General features: G+C 50.1%; 20 protein-coding genes and 1 tRNA gene. 14 read left to right on the forward strand and 7 right to left on the reverse strand.

Annotation, left to right across the window (positions count from 1 at the left end; all coding sequences use genetic code 11):
• The first annotated feature begins 228 nt into the window (after positions 1-228).
• The gene (locus AACT35_RS03865; protein WP_173867233.1) at positions 229-606 is read left to right on the forward strand and encodes a DUF805 domain-containing protein; all 378 of its coding nucleotides are present in this window, start codon (positions 229-231) and stop codon (positions 604-606) included.
• Positions 607-698: 92 nt separating this feature from the next.
• Here AACT35_RS03865 and AACT35_RS03870 read toward each other — a convergent pair whose 3' ends face one another.
• Both AACT35_RS03870 and AACT35_RS03875 read right to left on the reverse strand, forming a co-directional pair.
• Positions 699-1,799 (reverse strand): peptidylprolyl isomerase, encoded by a 1,101-nt coding sequence (locus AACT35_RS03870; RefSeq protein ID WP_099238968.1) that lies wholly within the window; start codon positions 1,797-1,799, stop codon positions 699-701.
• A 179-nt stretch (positions 1,800-1,978) separates the two neighbouring features.
• Positions 1,979-2,052 (reverse strand) — tRNA-Arg (locus tag AACT35_RS03875).
• Between the two features lie 60 nt (positions 2,053-2,112).
• Between AACT35_RS03875 and moaC the strand changes: the two genes are divergently transcribed.
• Genes moaC through AACT35_RS03900 form a run of 5 tightly spaced genes read left to right on the forward strand, consistent with a single transcriptional unit; the run spans position 2,113 to position 4,553 of the window.
• Positions 2,113-2,622 carry a cyclic pyranopterin monophosphate synthase MoaC gene (moaC, locus tag AACT35_RS03880; RefSeq protein ID WP_099238970.1) on the forward strand — a complete coding sequence of 170 codons (510 nt, stop codon included), beginning with the start codon at positions 2,113-2,115 and terminating at the stop codon, positions 2,620-2,622.
• Between the two features lie 55 nt (positions 2,623-2,677).
• Entirely contained in the window at positions 2,678-2,935 is a 258-nt protein-coding gene (locus AACT35_RS03885; protein WP_012307888.1) for a 2TM domain-containing protein, read from the forward strand.
• The gene (locus AACT35_RS03890) at positions 2,928-3,227 is read left to right on the forward strand and encodes a DUF3181 family protein (protein WP_099238972.1); all 300 of its coding nucleotides are present in this window, start codon (positions 2,928-2,930) and stop codon (positions 3,225-3,227) included. Before AACT35_RS03885 ends, AACT35_RS03890 begins: the two co-directional genes overlap by 8 nt.
• Before the next feature lie 13 nt (positions 3,228-3,240).
• Entirely contained in the window at positions 3,241-3,696 is a 456-nt protein-coding gene (tsaE, locus tag AACT35_RS03895) for a tRNA (adenosine(37)-N6)-threonylcarbamoyltransferase complex ATPase subunit type 1 TsaE (protein WP_099238974.1), read from the forward strand.
• A 47-nt stretch (positions 3,697-3,743) separates the two neighbouring features.
• The gene (locus AACT35_RS03900; protein ID WP_099238976.1) at positions 3,744-4,553 is read left to right on the forward strand and encodes an LmeA family phospholipid-binding protein; all 810 of its coding nucleotides are present in this window, start codon (positions 3,744-3,746) and stop codon (positions 4,551-4,553) included.
• 312 nt (positions 4,554-4,865) lie between these two features.
• On the opposite strand, the gene pstA is transcribed toward AACT35_RS03900, so the two are convergent.
• From pstA to AACT35_RS03915, 3 genes are all read right to left on the reverse strand, one after another.
• Positions 4,866-5,777: a phosphate ABC transporter permease PstA gene (pstA, locus tag AACT35_RS03905; protein ID WP_012307883.1), complete on the reverse strand. Its 912-nt coding sequence runs from the start codon at positions 5,775-5,777 to the stop codon at positions 4,866-4,868.
• Positions 5,774-6,712 (reverse strand): phosphate ABC transporter permease subunit PstC, encoded by a 939-nt coding sequence (pstC, locus tag AACT35_RS03910; protein ID WP_099238992.1) that lies wholly within the window; start codon positions 6,710-6,712, stop codon positions 5,774-5,776. The genes pstA and pstC overlap by 4 nt, the downstream gene beginning before the upstream one ends.
• 136 nt (positions 6,713-6,848) lie before the next feature.
• The gene (locus AACT35_RS03915) at positions 6,849-7,913 is read right to left on the reverse strand and encodes a PstS family phosphate ABC transporter substrate-binding protein (protein ID WP_030007350.1); all 1,065 of its coding nucleotides are present in this window, start codon (positions 7,911-7,913) and stop codon (positions 6,849-6,851) included.
• An 884-nt stretch (positions 7,914-8,797) separates the two neighbouring features.
• Here AACT35_RS03915 and AACT35_RS03920 point away from each other — a divergent pair.
• A complete protein-coding gene (locus AACT35_RS03920) occupies positions 8,798-9,742 on the forward strand; it encodes a spermidine synthase (RefSeq protein ID WP_030007349.1) in 945 nt (314 codons plus the stop codon).
• Between the two features lie 39 nt (positions 9,743-9,781).
• On the opposite strand, the gene AACT35_RS03925 is transcribed toward AACT35_RS03920, so the two are convergent.
• Entirely contained in the window at positions 9,782-10,636 is an 855-nt protein-coding gene (locus AACT35_RS03925; protein ID WP_099238978.1) for a type II CAAX endopeptidase family protein, read from the reverse strand.
• A 91-nt stretch (positions 10,637-10,727) separates the two neighbouring features.
• Positions 10,728-11,015: an ATP-dependent Clp protease adapter ClpS gene (clpS, locus tag AACT35_RS03930; protein ID WP_012307878.1), complete on the reverse strand. Its 288-nt coding sequence runs from the start codon at positions 11,013-11,015 to the stop codon at positions 10,728-10,730.
• Between the two features lie 226 nt (positions 11,016-11,241).
• Here clpS and AACT35_RS03935 point away from each other — a divergent pair, with 226 nt between their 5' ends.
• From AACT35_RS03935 to AACT35_RS03965, 7 genes are all read left to right on the forward strand, one after another.
• The gene (locus AACT35_RS03935) at positions 11,242-12,126 is read left to right on the forward strand and encodes an alpha/beta fold hydrolase (protein WP_099238980.1); all 885 of its coding nucleotides are present in this window, start codon (positions 11,242-11,244) and stop codon (positions 12,124-12,126) included.
• On the forward strand, positions 12,104-12,691 hold the full coding sequence (locus tag AACT35_RS03940) for a hypothetical protein (RefSeq protein ID WP_371410751.1): 588 nt from the start codon (positions 12,104-12,106) through the stop codon (positions 12,689-12,691). Before AACT35_RS03935 ends, AACT35_RS03940 begins: the two co-directional genes overlap by 23 nt.
• A 92-nt stretch (positions 12,692-12,783) precedes the next feature.
• On the forward strand, positions 12,784-13,389 hold the full coding sequence (locus AACT35_RS03945; protein WP_099238982.1) for an SH3 domain-containing protein: 606 nt from the start codon (positions 12,784-12,786) through the stop codon (positions 13,387-13,389).
• Positions 13,390-13,499: 110 nt separating this feature from the next.
• Positions 13,500-14,666 (forward strand): DNA replication/repair protein RecF, encoded by a 1,167-nt coding sequence (gene recF / locus AACT35_RS03950; RefSeq protein ID WP_099238984.1) that lies wholly within the window; start codon positions 13,500-13,502, stop codon positions 14,664-14,666.
• An 85-nt stretch (positions 14,667-14,751) separates the two neighbouring features.
• A complete protein-coding gene (locus tag AACT35_RS03955) occupies positions 14,752-15,276 on the forward strand; it encodes a hypothetical protein (RefSeq protein WP_065716890.1) in 525 nt (174 codons plus the stop codon).
• Between the two features lie 29 nt (positions 15,277-15,305).
• Positions 15,306-16,586 (forward strand): histidine--tRNA ligase, encoded by a 1,281-nt coding sequence (gene hisS, locus AACT35_RS03960; protein WP_099238986.1) that lies wholly within the window; start codon positions 15,306-15,308, stop codon positions 16,584-16,586.
• 19 nt (positions 16,587-16,605) lie between these two features.
• The coding region (locus AACT35_RS03965; protein ID WP_143596774.1) for a hypothetical protein at positions 16,606-17,961 on the forward strand (1,356 nt) is incomplete at its 3' end.

Raw genomic sequence — 17,961 nt, forward strand, 5'->3', positions numbered from 1 at the left:
GAAATATCAAGAGTCTTTAAATTTTTGAAGGCGATCATTAGCTCAGAACATCTTGTATTTCAAAGGTATATTGCATAGAAAAGCATTTAATTCACGCTTCCGTCGCCTTGTTGTTTTTGTGTCAATTTAATAATTACAAAATGTTGACTTTTAGCATTGACTTGAATTCTTTATGAATCTTTTATGTAGAATAAAAGCCCAATCAATTGTTAATACAATAATAAAACAATGGATAAAAGTATATTTGAAGAATTTATCGATTATTATATTAAGGCTTGGCAAAATTATACAAACTTTAGTGGTAGAGCCCGCCGCAAAGAATTCTGGTATGTTTTTATCATCAACCTTCTGATTTCCCTTGTCTTGGGTGTTTTCCAGGAAACATTTCTTGGGGCGATCGCCTCTTTGGTTAGTATTATCTATTCCTTAGCCTTTATTTTACCTGGAATAGCCCTTAGCATCAGGCGTTTGCATGATACTGGCCGCAGCGGTTGGTGGCTCTTAATTGGATTTGTACCAATTATTGGTGTAATTGTCTTAATTGTCTTCTTTGCTTCCGACAGTCAACCGGGCCCCAATCAATATAATGCTGACACGATGGCATAACTTTTAAAAACTAACCTGCAAAAGGATAAACACCCTTTACCAACAGTGGTTTAGGGTGTTTTTTAAAATCGAAAAATTAAAGGGTGATCGGTCTAGTTGGGAACAACTAAATTTTCTGAACCATTAATAACTTTAGCCGCAATGATCTTGTCAGCTTTGCTGAGGCTTTCGAGAACATCCTGGCCAGCGACGGTATAGCCAAACACAGAGTAACGACCATCCATCAAGTTAAATCCGGGCGGCGCTAATTCATTGTCAAATTTGAAGAAGAAAATCTGGGAAGAACCACCATTGGCATCATCGGCGGGACGGGCCAGAGCCAAGGCGCCATAGGCATTAAAAGGAAGATTGATCTCTGCTAGGTAAATGCCGAGGTCTTCTAGGGTTGCCCCATAGGTCGCTTCGTGGTCACCAGTGAGCATAATTTCCATGGGGATGGCGCGGTACTCATTGGTTTTCGGGTCAATGAAACCATCGGCATCACCTTCAGGATCACCCGTTTGCAGAATGTAGAGATCTTCAGCCCGGTTAAACGGTAGGCCATCATAGAAGCCCCGCTGCACCAAGTCAACAAAGTTTCCGGCATTAATCGGGGCGTTGTAACCGTCAACGACAACGGTAATGTCCCCTTGGGTGGTTTCGAGTTCGACGGTGGCCCGACCCAATAGGCGCGGTAGATTGGCATAGTCTTCGGGGATCGTGGTCGGATATTCGGCGATCATATTTTCTTCGATCGTACCGACTTTGTTGAGGATTTCCCGACGTTTTGTCCAGATCACTTCACGGTCTTTGGCGGCGATCGCCTCTCTCATGGTGGCGACATCTTGTTCCATTTCATCTAGGAGAGTTTTAGCCTGTTCCTTAAAGCTCGGTACGACATCTTCGAGGATGCCATCTTGGTTAATGGAGAGGACACGGCTGGCTTTCTTGGCATTGGCAGCAATCGGCCCCCAGCGTTTCGCCCGTAGATCCTTGGACATAAATTCCATGCTGTCCTGGAGGCGGCGAATGGGCTGATTGTCAATCGGTAGGGCGTAGCGGAGAATGGCTTCGGGATCAGTGATCGCATCCCCTTGGGCGAGGGAAGCAAGGGTAAAACTCGGTTGTGGCAAAGCCGAGGCCGGTTGGGTCACGCCAAAGCAAACGGCGATCGCCAAAGCCACGGATAGGCAATAATTTAAAAATTTGGTCATGGCGGAGAGAGGGAAATGAGTTTGTTTGAATTTTTTTGTTTAAAAGAATGCAGTTTGACTGGTCTCTTGTCATATTCTGCGTTTCCCTCTGGGCTTGTCAACAAAACATCACGACTCTTCAGATTCTTGCCACAACAAACCCCCCTGGGCTAACCTAGGAGGGTTGTTTTCTCTTCTTACGAGCCTGGAGAGATTCGAACTCCCGACCTGCTGATCCGTAGTCAGCTGCTCTAATCCGCTGAGCTACAGACCCATGGAGAAGAGTTGTGTTGTTTGACCAACAGTCATCTAATCTAACAGACGTTTTGGGTAAATGCAAGAGTTTTCTGGAAAAAAGATTGCCCTCCCTCCCCTGAGCCATCTCAATGCCCACGGCGAGGCGCAGATGGTGGATGTTTCTGAAAAAAACGTGACAAAACGGGAGGCGATCGCCACGGGGATGATCACCATGACCCACGCTTGCTTTACGGCGATCCAAGCGGGGGATGCCCCCAAGGGTGATGTTTTAGGTACAGCTCGCATTGCTGGGATCATGGCCGCCAAGCAAACCTCGAACTTAATCCCCATGTGCCACCCGCTACCGATTAAAAAGGTGACGGTAAATTTTATTGCTGACGCAAACTTACCTGGTTATCGCATCGAGGCCAGTGTGACGACCAAATCCGAAACGGGGGTCGAAATGGAGGCGTTGACAGCGGTTTCCGTAGCGGCCTTAACCCTTTATGACATGGCGAAGGCAATGGATAAAGGGATGGTGATTTCTGAGATTCAACTGCTGAAAAAAACCGGGGGCAAATCCGGCGATTATACCCGACAAGCCTGAAGAAAATCCTTGTGATAGGATCACCTGTGTTCCGTAAATGTGATGGGTAAAACCTATGCCTCGCAGTTGGCCGCGCAAACCTGACCGTAAAACTGATCCTGAATTCCGTCGCGCCGAAGACCGGATGAATTTTATTGTCCATGTGATGGTCTACCTCGCGATTAATTCGCCCATTTGGTTTACTGCCATGATTCAAACGACGGTAGAGCGTCCCTGGGTCAAACCGTTTAGCCTTGTTTGGTTGGGCATTTTAGGGTTACACCTGCTTTACATTACGGCGATCGCCGATTATTCGGAGGCTTCCAATGGCTAGCACAATTCAAATCGAAAAACTCGCCGCAGAGATTGGTGAAAATATTTATATCGATGTGTCTGGGTGGCATTTATATTTAGCCGATGCCCATTTACACACCACCGTTGCTGAGAAAATTTTCCCGTCCATTGAAGACCGTGCAGTAGACGAAGCAAAAGTGATGGATGTTTTACGCTCGATCCAAGTTCCCCTGGGGGGCAAACAAGCTTTTGTCACCCTGGCCCAACTGATCCCCACCGCCGGCCAAGGGGATCTGCTCAAGCTCCTCGAAGACTATCAAGACAATTGGTAAATTAAAGCGATCAATGGCAGAAATTATTCTGTTAGAAAATGCAGCCGCCACCCAAGCTCTTGGGGTAAAGCTCGGTCAAAGGTTGCCAGAAAATACGGTGATCTTGCTCAGGGGCGATCTGGGGGCCGGAAAAACGACCCTCACCCAGGGCATTGGTTTAGGTCTAGGAATTACTGAGGCGATCGCCAGTCCGACTTTTACCCTGGTGAACGAATACCACACCGGACGCATTCCCCTCTATCACCTGGATTTGTACCGTCTTGAACCTGCACAAGTCGATGGTCTCTATCCCGAAACCTACTGGGAGGGCGAAGAATGTGACCCTGGCCTGACGGTCATTGAATGGTCAGAACGCTTACCCTATCTCCCGGAATCTTATTACCAAATTGAATTGAGCCATACTCGCAATGATCAGCGGCAAGCGACTGTGTCTGCGGTTAATGCGGATTTAAAATTGCTTGTCTCTTAGAAATTTTCAGCTAAAGTTAAGGACGAACCATCAGCCTGGGGCGCACCATGGAATTTCTCGCAATCTTGATGTCCGGTTTTCTGACGGCCCTTGCCCCAGTGGGCTTGATCCTAGAGGAGGTCGGCGGTAAACGCATTGGCGATCGCCTCCAAGCCGCAGAAACCTTTGAAGTGCGGGTCGATAATGTTCCTAGTCACCAACTTCTCAAGGGCAAAATTGACCGCGTTCAGATTGCTAGTCGTGGCGTTGAACTTTTTCCTGGCCTACGTTTTGAGGTGCTAGAACTTGAAACCGATCCCCTCAGTTTTGACCTGGCTAAAGTTCGCAGTGGCAAACCTGGCCCCGGTGTTTTGGATCAGCCCCTCCAGGCAGGCGTGCGCTTTGTTCTCACCGAAACTGATCTCAATCAAGCCTTAACGTCTCCACAAGTTACGGCCTTGATACAACCTCTCATTAATCGTCTGCTCACCCGTCCCGGCAGCACCAATCCACCCCGTTTCCAATTAGAAAATGCCACCGTCGATTTCCTCGACGAAAACCGTCTCCAGTTCACCGGAGAAATGTTCCAGATCAATCCTGAAACAGGCGAAGCAGAGCGGGCGACGCTCCAACTCAGTTTTACCCTCGGCCTCGCATCTGGTAGCCAATTCCAACTCACAGACTTTGAAGGGGCAGTTAATGATCAACCCCTCCCTCCGCCCCTCCTGAATGGCTTTGCCCAAGGGTTTAGTCGTCGCTTCAATCTGCGGATCTTTCAAGACCGGGGTTTAACGGCCCGCTTTCTCCAACTTCAAACCGGCGATCGCCAAATCCAGGGGGCAATGTTCATTCAGTTGGCTAACCCCACCCCCCAATAAATAACAAAATCTAATCACAGCCCTCAAAATTTTTGAGGTTTTCCTTTGCCCCAATCCATAGATATAAGAGTATAGTTTACCTAGATTGCATAGCTTAAAAACAATATCTAGGACACCGGAGCTCAGTCACCATGGATCAAAACTGGATTGCTTTTCTCATTACCGCTGATGTCATGGCCTTTTTGCTCATTTTGGGATTGCGGACATGGCTCTTGCCAGAAGAAAAATAAAAGCTTTCGTCGAATAGCGCAAAAAGAAATCCTCCATACCCTGGAGGATTTCTTTTATCAATCTCAATTTTGTTTTAGAGCTTTATTTCTGGAATTTATTCCGGAGAAAAATAGCTGTGCCATTCATCGCCAATAACACCACCATCAAAACAATAATCCCCGCTGCTGCCACCGTGTGAAACTCTTCTTGGGGGCGGGAAACCCAGTTGAAAATTTGAATCGGCAGCGCCGTAAATGGCGTCTGGAGCCCTTCTAAGGATAAAGAAGGCAAGAAAGCGATAAAGGTCAAGGCCCCTAGGGTAATCAGTGGGGCTGTTTCACCGATTGCACGGGAAAGGGCCAAGATAGTCCCTGTTAAAATCCCCGGTAGGGCGAGGGGGAAAATTTGCTCCCGTACCACTTGCCATTTGGTCGCTCCGAGGGCTAGACCAGCTTGCCTGAGGCTATCGGGTACAGCCTTGAGAGCTTCGCGGGTTGCGACAATAACAATGGGCAAAATCAATAGGCTGAGGGTTAAAGCACCAGCTAAAACACTGCGTCCCCCTGTCATTGGAGAAAGGAGCCGGACAAAAACCTGTAGCCCCAAAAGACCATAAATAATTGAAGGAACGGCAGCGAGATTGTTGATGTTGACTTCAATGATTTTCGTGAAAGTATTTTCAGCGGAAAATTCCTCTAGGAAGATCCCCGCACCCACACCGATGGGAAAGGTGATTATGGCAGTTAGGATCATTAACCAAATTGTCCCGACAAGGGCTGATTTGAGGCCGGCATCTTCGGGGCGTCTAGAGGGAAAGGAAGTTAATAATTTCCAATCGAGGCGCGGCAGACCATCGAAGAAAACGTCGATCAAGAGAACGGCCAGCACCACAATGCTTAAAATTACAGCGATCCAACTGAGAGTTTGAAATGCGGTATCCCAGCGGTAACGGGTTTTAAGACGAGTATCGAACAGGGTGTTCGTATTTTGGGAATTGGGAGGGTTACTATTCATTCGTATTTCTGTCTATAGCGACGCACAACCCAGTAACTGAGGATGTTTAGGGTCAGGGTGATCAAGAATAAAGATAAACCAACGGCATAAATGGTCTTAAAAGCCAAACTGCCAGCCGGGGCATCCCCAAGACTAACTTGAACAATAAAAGCAGTCATGGTGGCGATGGGCACCGTGGGATTGAGGGTGAGGGTCGGGTTTAAACCAGCGGCAATGGTCACAATCATCGTTTCTCCGACGGCCCTAGAAATAGCCAAAATAAAGGAAGAAACAATCCCGGACAAGGCGGCGGGTAAGACGACATTCACGATGGTTTCTCGTTTGGTGGCCCCCAGTCCGTAGGAACCTTGACGTAGGCTATCGGGCACGGCATAGATTGCATCTTCACTGAGGGAGGCAACCAAGGGCAAAATTGAAATCCCTAACACTAAACCGGCACTCAAGGCATTGAAGGGAGAAAGCCCTGGAATAATCGCCCGTAGCGCTGGGGTCACCAATAACAGGGCAAAATAACCATAGACAACGGAGGGCACCCCTGCCAGAATTTCGAGGGCGGGCTTGAGCCATTTTCGGATCCCAGGGGAAGCATATTCACTTAAGCAAATAGCGGCCAACAGACCCAACGGCAAGGCCACGGAAATGGCGATCGCCGTCGTCATCAGGGTGCCAGAAACCAGCACAAAAATACCAAATTTTGGATCGACAAATAGCGGCGTCCAGCGGGTATCTGTTAGGAAAGTAAACAGGGAAACCTCATTAAAGAAGCCCGCCGCATCGACGACCAATGTGATGACAATTCCAAACGTGGTTAACACTGACACCAGGGCAAATAAACCAAAAAGCCCCACGATTAAACGTTGGCTCCATTTACTAAATGTCCGTGTTGTCCGCCAGAGTCCCGCATCAGCAAGGGGGGGGAAAGGACTAGTTGTCATAATCTTTAAATACTTATGATTTTGATTTATCAGCGATGCCACTACAAAAACAGCGGCATTCATTCAAAGCATAAAGGGAGTCGGGCCTTTTCTGAATGAATCTGCCCCACTCCCCAGCGAAACCTAAAAATAAAACCTAGAGAACTTCACCCAATCGAACACCGACGGTGGAACCACCATTAAAGATCGAACCAGTGGTGCGAGCAGCAAGGCGTTCCTGGGCCTTGGCGTAGAGTTCAGAATTGAGAGCAACATAGCCAACTTCAGAAACGAGGGAAGAATTTTCTTCAGCCGAGTAGAAGTCCATGAAGGCTTGAACCTGGGGCTTCTCATCCAAAGACGCTGCACTGACATAGATGAAAATCGGGCGAGCCAAAGGCTGATAGGTAGAGTCGTCTACCGTCGCAGTGCTAGGAGCCACACAGCCATCACCATTGCTGGGATCGCCGTCATCAATGGCAGCTGCATTCAAGTTGTCAGCATTTTCTTCGTAGTAAGCCAAACCGAAATAGCCCATGGCGTTGGGATCATTCACAACCCCTTGGACAACAACGTTGTCATCTTCACTGGCAGTGTAATCACCCCGGCTAGCCCCTTCTTCACCATTGATGGCGTCGGTGAAGTAGTCGAAAGTTCCAGAGTCAGTCCCTGGCCCATAGAGAGTGAGGGGAGCATCCGGGAAGCCTTCCCGTACTTGACTCCAGTTGTTAATTTGAGAATCAGGAGACCAAATGCTAGCCAATTCTTCGGTGGTTAAACAAGTGGCCCAGTCGTTTTCGGGGTTAATAACAACGGAAATCGCGTCATAGGCGACGGGAATTTCGATATATTCGATGCCAGCCTGTTCACAAGCTTCGATTTCTTCGGTGGAAATCGGGCGGGAAGCGTTAGAAATATCAGTTTCGCCAGCGCAGAACTTAGAAAAGCCACCACCAGTCCCGGAAACCCCAACGGTTACGCGGGTATCGGGGTTTGCGATTTGGAATTCCTCGGCCATGGCTTCGGTAATCGGGAAAACGGTACTAGAACCATCAATGAGGACATCGCCAGACAAACCAGACGCACTATCTGCAGGAGCATCAGTTGTGCCAGTGCCTTCAGTTGGTGTTTGGGTAGTATTACAAGCTGCAAGTGCAGCGGTAAGGGTGAGGCCAGCAAGACCCAAAGATAAGGTACGGAGGCGAGTAGCGCTCTGTTTCATAGTTTCCTCTATTGTGTACTGTGCAATTAAGCGTAAGTGAGCGATGGATTAAAACTTTTTAGCGAGATCGAGGCTTTCAGGCATTGACTGCTAGTCAGAGATTAAGATTAGAGCGATTTTTCTAGACTTAAACTCTCTGAAGCTCTGATGAATTTGTAAATCTTCGAAAAAATGAATTGAGATTCACAAAACTTTTCAAGATGTTTATACCATAACTACAGAAAATCAATGCAGAATTTATGTTTGTTTTTTCTCTCCTCTCTCCAAAAAGTCCATCAGCCTTAAGCAAAGTTTTTAGGGAGGTTAAATGAAGGTTAATCTTTGCAAAAGTCGAGGTAAATTCAGGGGGAGATTTTCAGCCAAATATCAAAGCAGTGACCAGTTTAATTTGATTTGACTGCTAAAAGTCTTAGACGACATTCAGGGCATCATGGGAGGCATTTAGATTGTTGATGGTTCAAGAAGTAATCTTTTTTTGAAGGACTAACTTAAATCGCGAAAAACCAGTTCACAATAGCATTATTTTAGCAATCGCAAAATAGTTTTTATGCCCAAAAAAACAGTTTCATTTTGACTAAAAAGTAATGTACTTTTTCTGAAAATATTGTACTTTCAGTTTTTATGGAAAGCTGTGGGTTCGAGACAGCAGAAATGAAGTTAATTCCCAATGGTTATTCACGGCAAGTTTACGGATCAATGCATTGATTGTCTTTTTGGCGATCGCCTTTTAGCCTAGGGAGTTACTGATGCGGGTTCAATCCCCAGAGTTTTAGGAAGCATAAAGTTTTAAAAAGCTTACCGGACAAGGTTTTGGGGGGCGATCGCTAAAAAAATGAAAAAGTCTGCGATACTGGTATCCGGTCAATTGTCAGAAGGGAAAAATTATGGCAGGTAGCGAAGTCAAAGCCGACTATTGGATTAACGAGTACATTACGCCCTGGGATATTTATAGCCACGGGATCACCAAGATTTTGGCCTATAAACAAACCCAATTTCAGGAGATGGCGATCGTTGAAAGCGGTGCCTATGGTAAAGCCCTGGTGCTGGATGGAAAATGGCAGTCCTGTACCGGCGATGAATTTCTCTACCATGAACCCCTTGTTCATCCGGCGATGATTGCCCACGGTGCGCCGAAAAAAGTGTTAATTCTCGGTGCTGGGGAAGGGGCAACGGTGCGCGAAGTGCTGCGCTGGCAGTCCGTCGAAAAGGTGATGATGGTCGATATCGACGGCGAAGTAGTAGAAGCCTGTAAGGAATATTTGCCGGAGATGCACCAGGGGGTCTTTGATGATCCACGCCTCGATCTGCGCATTGAAGATGCCTTTAAGATTTTAGAAACCACCACCGAGAAGTGGGATGTGATCATTTCTGACCTGTCTGATCCCATCGAGGAAGGCCCTTCCTTTAAGCTCTTTACCAAGGAATATTTCACGCAACTGAAGGATGTGCTCGCGCCCGGTGGGGTTGTGGCAGTGCAGGCTGGCCCCACGGCTCCGGCGAATCTGCGGCTCCATGCCCGGCTGGTGAACACCCTCAAGGCCGTTTACACCAATGTTTCCTCCTACTCGACGCCCATTTCGAGCTACGGCTCCCCCTGGGGTTTTGCGATCTGCACCGATGGGGATTTGAATCTGCGCCCCGACCCGGAAGCCGTGGATCAACTTTTGGCTGAGCAAACCACCGGTGGCTTCAAGATTATCGATGGCTTAACGCTGTTGGGAATGTTGCAAACTTTCCGCCATGTCCGTGAGGCGATCGCCACCCACACCGAAGTCTTTACCCTAGCGGAACCGCCGAAGTTTTTCGGGAAAGGTCACAAAGCGCAGTAGAGACATTTTTCTAAGTTCTCTCCAGTTTTAAAAACCCCTCTAACTCCCCTTTAGGGGAGAGGGTTTTGGGGATTTTTGGGCAGCACGGGCCATGATCCAGGCGAGAACGGCCAGGAAGAGAATGCCCCAGAAACCGCCGAGGGGATTGCCATCAACGCCCGTTAGCCAAGGGGAAACGCCTTCTTTGGATTGGATCAAACCCCCCACATTAAAAATGTAATAGCCCCAAACTAAGCCCCCATGGAGACCGATGGGTTTGCCGAGGCGACCAAAGCGCGATCGCTTCGCCCAAACTAAAGTCAATCCCAACAGCACCAAACCGGGAAATACCGGGAGCGTTCGGATCATCTCCGGGAGGGGTTTCAGAAAATGTAAAACCGCAAAGGCGATCGCACTACCCCAAAGCACTGTTTTTGAGCCATAGTCCCGCTCTAGCTCGTCATAAACCCAGCCCCGAAACACCAATTCTTCTGCGAGGGCCACCCCCAGACCGCTCAAGGCTCCTTCGATCACAATGCGAATCAAGGCCGTTGTGGGGGGAATAAGCTCGATAAAACCCAACAGATCTTCAAAAATCAGCAGTGCCCAGGTAAACCCCAGGCCATAGGCCAAACCTGTAACCAAATCCACACCATTCGCCCGCTGCCACACCAAACCATAGCGCCGGAAGGGTTGCGTTTCCCCGTGGACTTGTTTCACCCAAAAGGGAAGATAGACCAGAAACTCAAGGAACAGCAGTCCCATGGTCAAGATGGTGGTCAGGTTTTCGTCGGCGCGAAAAATCAAGTACAACGGGGCCGCGAGGGGAAGCCAGATGATCCCCAAACTCAAGAAAAAAAGTCCCAGCCGCAGGGGTGCTGGGGTGGTTTTACAGAGATGCCAAAATCGTTTCAAGGGAAAAAGTCGTTGAGGTTTGCCACCTTCTATTTAATCTGTTTCTGGGCCGCAATCTGGCGATCGCCTTGATTAAAAAGGCAAAATATCTCTATTCGTCCGGCTCGATGGTGCTGGTGAGGCCGTGCATTTTCAAGGTTTCACAATAAAATTCCGCGTGTTCCTGCACACAGGTGATCACCAGGGCAATGCCGTTGGTGTGGGCTTCCATCATGATACTGACCGCCTGGGGTTGGGTCAGACCGGCCACCGTTTGCATCAAGGTCTGTACCACATGTTCCATGGAGTTAAAGTCGTCGTTATGGAGCAGTACCCGGTAGCGGGGGGCTGGTTTACGGATGGTCGAAGTGGAACGTTGTTCGATCACACCGGTAGACATGATGAAGAAACCTCCTAGGCAATATTGGATTCAAGGGAAAAGATGAACTTTTACTGTCTCGGCAACTGTTGAGTTTCTGCCGCAGTAAACAATGTCACAATCAAAAACCGTCGCTTAGGTTATAGCACAAATTTTACGGGAACCTCACCCGGCGATCGCCCCAGAACCCCCCGGAAGAAAACGATACAATAGCAGTAGTTAACATTTATTTACAAAAAAATCTCCGATGAGTGCGACCGTTTCCCCCCATGTTCTCGCTGAAAATCCCCCCAGTCAGTTTTGGCGATGGCGGGGTTATAACATCCACTATGTCCAGGCCGGCACCAGCCAAGGCAAACCGCCCTTGCTCTTAGTCCATGGCTTTGGGGCTTCGACAGATCACTGGCGCAAAAACATTACGGTACTGCAAGGGGATTTTTCGGTGTGGGCGATTGATTTACTCGGCTTCGGGCGATCGCCAAAGGCTCCCGTTGTTTACAGCGGCGCTCTGTGGCGGGATCAACTGCGCGATTTTATTAACGAAGTCATTGGTGAACCCGTGGTGTTAGCCGGGAATTCCCTGGGGGGTTATGCGTCCCTTTGTGCAGCAGCCCAATGTCCAGAGGTGGCCAAGGGGTTAATTCTCCTCAATAGTGCTGGCCCCTTCAGTGACCAAGTAAAAGCCCAACCTTCTCCCTGGAAAAAAGCCCTCCGTAAGGTTCTGTTTAGTCCCCTTTCAACCCAGCTTATTTTCCAATACACCAAACGGCGCGCCACCATCCGTAAAATCCTGCAAAAGGTTTACGTCAACCAAGGGGCGGTGACCGAACGTTTGATCGACGAAATTCAGCGCCCTTCTAATGATCCAGGGGCAGCCAAAGTTTTTGCGGCGGTTTTTAACACCCCAGAAGGAGCCAAAGTCGATCATCTCCTGGAAGCACTAGATCGACCGTTATTGATGATTTGGGGCGAAAAAGATCCCTGGATTCGGGCGCGGGAGCGGGGCGCAAAGTTTAAACAACACTGTCCTAACCTCGTGGAACATTACCTGGAGTCGGGCCACTGTCCCCACGACGACACCCCGGAACTGGTCAATCCCTTAATTCGCGATTGGCTCAACCAAACGTTTTAGGAAATCAAGCAATTTTGGTGCAATGACGATGGCGACCACTTTTAATCTTTCACCCCTCATCCGCATTACCCTGTTGAGTCTCTATGTTTCACTCACAGTCCCGATTCCGTTTTTAGCGGACGTCACCCAAGCTCCTGTTTCTCCAGTGCTCCTCTGGGTTGGTTTGGGGTTGGGGGCGATTTTTCTTTACGGTGCCCTCAGTGAAAAAGTCTGTCTGGATGAAACCGGAATTACCGTCACCTATCCGACTTGGTTCCGCTGGCTGACCCGTAAGGGCTGGTCATTGCCCTGGGAAAAAATCGACCAACTGAAAATGCGCACCACGGGTCAAGGGGGCTTGGTTTATTATTTCGTCACCCCAGAACGCGATCGCGCCTATTTGTTACCGATGCGGGTGGCGGGCTTTGCGAAGATGGTAGGCTTGATTGAAGCACAAACCAATATTGATACCAGCGATGTGCGGCCCCTGTCTCAACCGTGGATGTACATGATTTTGCTGGGGTTTACGGTGCTGCTGTGCCTCGTGGATGGTTGGGCGATCGCCACCGCCCTGACTTTGTCCTAAGCTCCGGACATTATCTGCGGTTCCGGGCTTCAGATCTAAGATTTCCTTCTAATGTGGAAACAAAGTCATCTGCAAGGGAAGGAAGAAAAAACATGGTGCGAGTCAAACCTTACTTATTTTGTTTGGCGATCGGGTGTTGGCTGAGTGCGACCCCAGGGGCGATCGCCAACCCGAAACCCGGCTGGGAACCCTGGCGACCCAACGAAACAGAAGACGACAACTGGTCGTTTAGTGCGGGGTTTTCTAATCTGGAGCTGGGGGGCTACATGGACTACGAATATACCTGCACCCAAGCCGCCACAGCAGCAGAGCAAGAACCCGTTTTTGAATATCGCTTAAATAGTTTAGTGAAAGCCATTGGCACAGGTCAGGTGCAATATCGCTGCCTCGTCAATGATCAAATCGTTGCCCAGCACACCAGTACAGCCACCTTAAATGATCAACCCTCTCGCGGTTGTTTGATCGTTCAGAGTGATTTGGGGACGGGTCTTAATGTTAGGCAGGAACCCACTGTCGCAGCGCCAGTTGTGGGCTTTCTCAGCAACGGTAGTCAGATTATGGTGACAGGATCGCCCGCCTACCTCAGTGAAGACACCACCGGGCGAACTTGGCTTTATATTCCCTTTCAGCAGGATTACGCCTGGACATCTGTCATGGCCGAAGCTGGCGGTCACATTAATTACCGTTTCTGTGATTAATCAGGCTCAATTTTTGGTTTGCGATTCTCCAGGCGATCGCCACTGCCTTAAACTGGGCATAACACGCTAAAATCAGGGTTCTGTTTCGGGACTTGGGCGACAGAAAAAGAATGTATTTGCAAACCTTGCACCTCCGTAATTTTCGCAACTACTACCATCAGCACGTTGATTTTTCGGCCCAAAAAACCATCTTGATCGGCAACAACGCCCAGGGAAAATCAAACCTCCTCGAAGCCGTTGAACTCCTGGCCAGCCTCAAGACCCACCGCACCAGCCGGGACGCCGACCTAGTGAAACAAGGGGAAGCCACCGCCCGCATCCAAGCCCAAATTCAGCGCGGCTATGGCACCGTTGACTTTGATCTGTTGCTCCGCAACCAGGGGGGACGCACCCTCAAGCTCAATGGTGAAACCCTCCGTCGCCAACTCGATGGCCTCGGTACCCTGAATGCCGTGGAATTTTCCTGCCTTGATTTAGACCTCGTGCGGGGTGGGCCTGACTGTCGTCGCCAATGGATTGATAATCTTTTGATCCAGTTAGAACCTGTCTATGCCCGGATTTTGCAGGAGTATCAACAGGTGCTGAAGCAACGCAATGCCCTCTTAAGAACGGCCAAAAAACTCCACCGGAACCAAGCGGCGATCCCCACTGATTTGACCCAACAGTTGACCCTCTGGGATCTCCAGTTAGCAGCCACAGGTTCGCGGGTCACCAGAAGGCGATCGCGGGGATTGCTCAGACTGATGCCCCTGGCCCAAGCTTGGCACCGTGATATCAGTAGCCAAACCGAAACCTTAGAAATCACCTATTGTCCCAATATTCCCTGGCAACGGGATGACCCCCACCATGTGCAACAGGCCTGCCTCGACAAAATAGAACAACGCCGCCAAGCAGAACAACACCAGGGCAGCAGCATGGTTGGCCCCCACCGGGACGAAATCGAATTTTCCATTAATGGCACCCCCGCCCGCTTCTATGGCTCCCAGGGACAGCAACGCACCTTGGTTTTAGCGCTCAAACTCGCCGAGCTGCAACTCATTGAGGCGATCATCGGAGAACCCCCCCTGTTGCTTTTAGATGATGTCCTGGCTGAGCTTGATCCCTCCCGCCAAAATCAACTGCTAGATACGATTCAAACCCGTTTCCAAACCCTGATTACAACCACTCACCTCAATTCCTTTGGGGCAGACTGGCTAAAGCATTCGCAAATTTTGACGGTAAACCAAGGCACCTTACAACCCTACGCCCGTCCCCTGTCGGAAACCTACGGCCCCTGAGGTAGATTGGCTCCCCACGACAGATGACAATCCTGGAATTCGATCATAATGTAAGGGTATTTGCTCTTTTTGGTGTGAGCTGACCATGATTGCCAATCCTTCTAGTTCTCCGAGCTTCGATAACGTTACGCCCCTACCCCAGAGTGGTGCTTCGGTACCCATTTCTGTTTATCAACAACTAGCTGAAAAACTCCGGGCCACCCAAGCGGAGATGACAGCCCTCCAGCAGGAAAATCAACAGTTGCGGGTGCATAACCGGAAGCTATATAACCAGGTGCATCAGGTGGTGCAATCTACAGAGCGCCTCAAGGAAATGGTCAACCGCCATGATTTTGGCATTGAGCCGCTGCCACCGGTTACGCCCCACCACCGTCCCCCACAGGGAAAGACAACTGTGAATAATGTGATCGCGGCTCTACCGACGCCAGAACCTGTACGGCAGTTTACGACGGTACCGCCGGAGCAGTTTGAGAGTGGGACGGATTTTGATGCTGGGGTGAGTGCTTGGGTGCTCTTGGTAGCGGCGATCGCCATGATTTTGACAGCATTTGGGGCAGGATACATGGTAGTTTTACCTCTGCTGAACAATAACAACGCCCCATCCCGATAAGCTGGGACTGGTACTTTTTTCTAGACATAATGGCAACAATTCAAGCTTTACGAGGAACAAAGGATATTTTTGCGCCGGAGATCGCCTACTGGCAGCAGGTGGAGGCGGTGGTGCGCGATTGCCTCGGCCGGGCGATGTACCAGGAGATCCGCACGCCCATTTTTGAGCAGACCAGCTTGTTTGAGCGGGGGATCGGTGAGGCGACGGACGTGGTCAGTAAGGAAATGTATTCTTTCACAGACCGGGGCGATCGCCCGATTACCCTCCGGCCTGAAGGGACAGCAGGGGCAGTCCGGGCCTATATTGAGCGGAAATTGTTTGCCCAGGGGGGTGTGCAGCGGCTGTGGTACACAGGGCCAATGTTTCGCTATGAAAGACCCCAAGCGGGCCGTCAACGGCAATTTCACCAGGTGGGGGTTGAGGTGCTTGGCAGTGCGGATCCCCGCGCCGATGTGGAAGTGATGGCGATCGCCACAGAAATTTTGCAGAAACTCGGCCTGAAAAATCTCAGCCTGCAATTAAACTCGGTGGGGAATGGCGGCGATCGCCAACGGTATCGTGAAGCTTTAGTAGACTATCTAACCCCTTTTAAGGCGGATCTCGATGCCGATTCCCAGGAGCGGCTCGAGCGCAATCCCCTGCGCATTTTGGATAGCAAAGATCAAAAAACTCAGGAAATCGCCCAAAATGCCCCCAGTATCCTGGATTATCTGGGGGATGACTCAAAAAAACATTTCGACCAAGTGCAAGCTTCCCTCACGGCCCTGGGCATTGATTATGTGTTAAACCCTTGCCTTGTGCGGGGCCTAGACTACTACACCCACACCGCCTTTGAAATCCAATCCAGCGACCTCGGTGCCCAGGCCACGGTCTGTGGAGGCGGGCGTTATGATGGCCTCGTGGCAGAATTGGGTGGCCCCGAAACGCCAGCAGTGGGTTGGGCCATTGGTTTAGAGCGTTTGGTGATCCTGTTACAACAATTGGGAGAAGCCCCCGGCCCCCAACTTGATTTTTACCTCGTTTCCAAAGGAGAACAGGCCGAGGCCGCCGCTGTGATTTTGGCCCATAAGTTGCGTTTTGCGGGGTTCTCGGTGGAGCTTGATCTCAGTGGTAGTGCCTTTGGGAAGCAATTTAAACGAGCTGACCGCAGTGGGGCGATCGCCTGTTTGGTGCTTGGCGATGAGGAGGTCGCCAACCAACAGGTACAACTCAAATGGCTCCAGACCAAGGCCCAAGAAACCCTGGCCCAAGCGGATCTGTTGGGAAATCTTGAGCAGTGGCGTCAAAAAATTCAGCAGGCAAAACATTAGAACCCCAGAGGAGGCGTCGATGGTGCACTGGCAATTTCTGCTACAAAAAAAAGGCGATCGCAATTGGGACATCCTCCAGACCGAGACCCTGAGCTTAGCGCCTGGGGAGTATCGTCTAGCTGCCCGGGGCGACGCCCAAGTAGAAATTCACTGTGAGATTTGCTTTCCCCAAGGACAAAGATCGCAGCGCATAGATGTCACCACCGACCAGGGCTTATTTGCGATCATGCCCCTGCAACACCTCGGTGCTGGAGAATGGGTGATCATCTGCCGGAGCCTTGAGGTGACTAACCCCTGGGAAAAACGTCTCACGCTCCAGGTCACCCAGCCAACATTTAAGCCGTTGCCGCTGCCCCCAAACCCCAATGTCTTTTCCTTTGAAACAACGTTTTCCTTAGCAGACAGTCAACCAGAAACAGCAGATCAGTCTACCCAAAAAACAAGCGACGATGCTCCCCCTCCACGGGAAGAAACTGCAGCAACACCCGTGATGAATTCTTTGGCCGACGCTGACCAAAGTGCAGCAAACCATGAAACGTTAGAAGAATTAGCCGGAGTAGATGAGGCTCCCACTCTGTTAGAAACATCAGAAACACCCACACCACCAGTATCTCCAGAATTAGATGAAGAGGAACACGCCACCGCCCTGCGAGAAAATTCCCTCACGGCATTGGATGAGCTGCTCAGGGAAGAATTAGAGCCGATTTGGGCAGAAATGGATCAAGTGGCCCAAGCTCAAATTGCCGCTGCACCACCCGCGCCGCCCACTTTGGATATTCCTCCGGCCCCACTCCCCTATCAGATTGTCCTGGCGCAGACCGTTTATCCTTGGGACACAACTCATGCACCGGAACTCCGGGGAGACATTCAACCCAATCCCGCCGCTGGCGATCGCCAACCAATTTCTGAGCCTGGCACCCTAACGTTTACCCTCCGGGATCCCCAGACAGCCACAGTGGTAACCACCTTAACGGCGGCGATCGCCCTTGATGATTTTCCCTGTGCCTTTAGCCAAACCATTACCATCGATGAGCCTCTAACAACTCTGCTCCTGGTCGGAGAAATCACCCTACACACGGAGGCAAGGGCATTACTCGCCCAGCAAACCTTTAGCCTTATGGCAGATTATGGGGCGATCGCCAACCAACTCCAAGCAACCGCGCCCCCAAAACCAGACTCCCCAGCGCCAACTACGCCCACACCCAAACCCCTCAAGCTCCCTACTCCTGAGGCCGTGGCTCCTAGTCCCCAGCCCCAAAGTCAGCAAACCCCGACCATTCTGCCCCCCAAGCTCAAAGCTAAAAGCCAAAAGTCAACCACGGGCCTGCAATTGCCCAACTTTACCCCCAAGGCGACTGTGCCTGATGCGAGATCT

Origin of the sequence: Synechococcus sp. BDU 130192, assembly GCF_963876085.1 — a bacterium.
GTDB lineage: Bacteria > Cyanobacteriota > Cyanobacteriia > Cyanobacteriales > MRBY01 > MRBY01.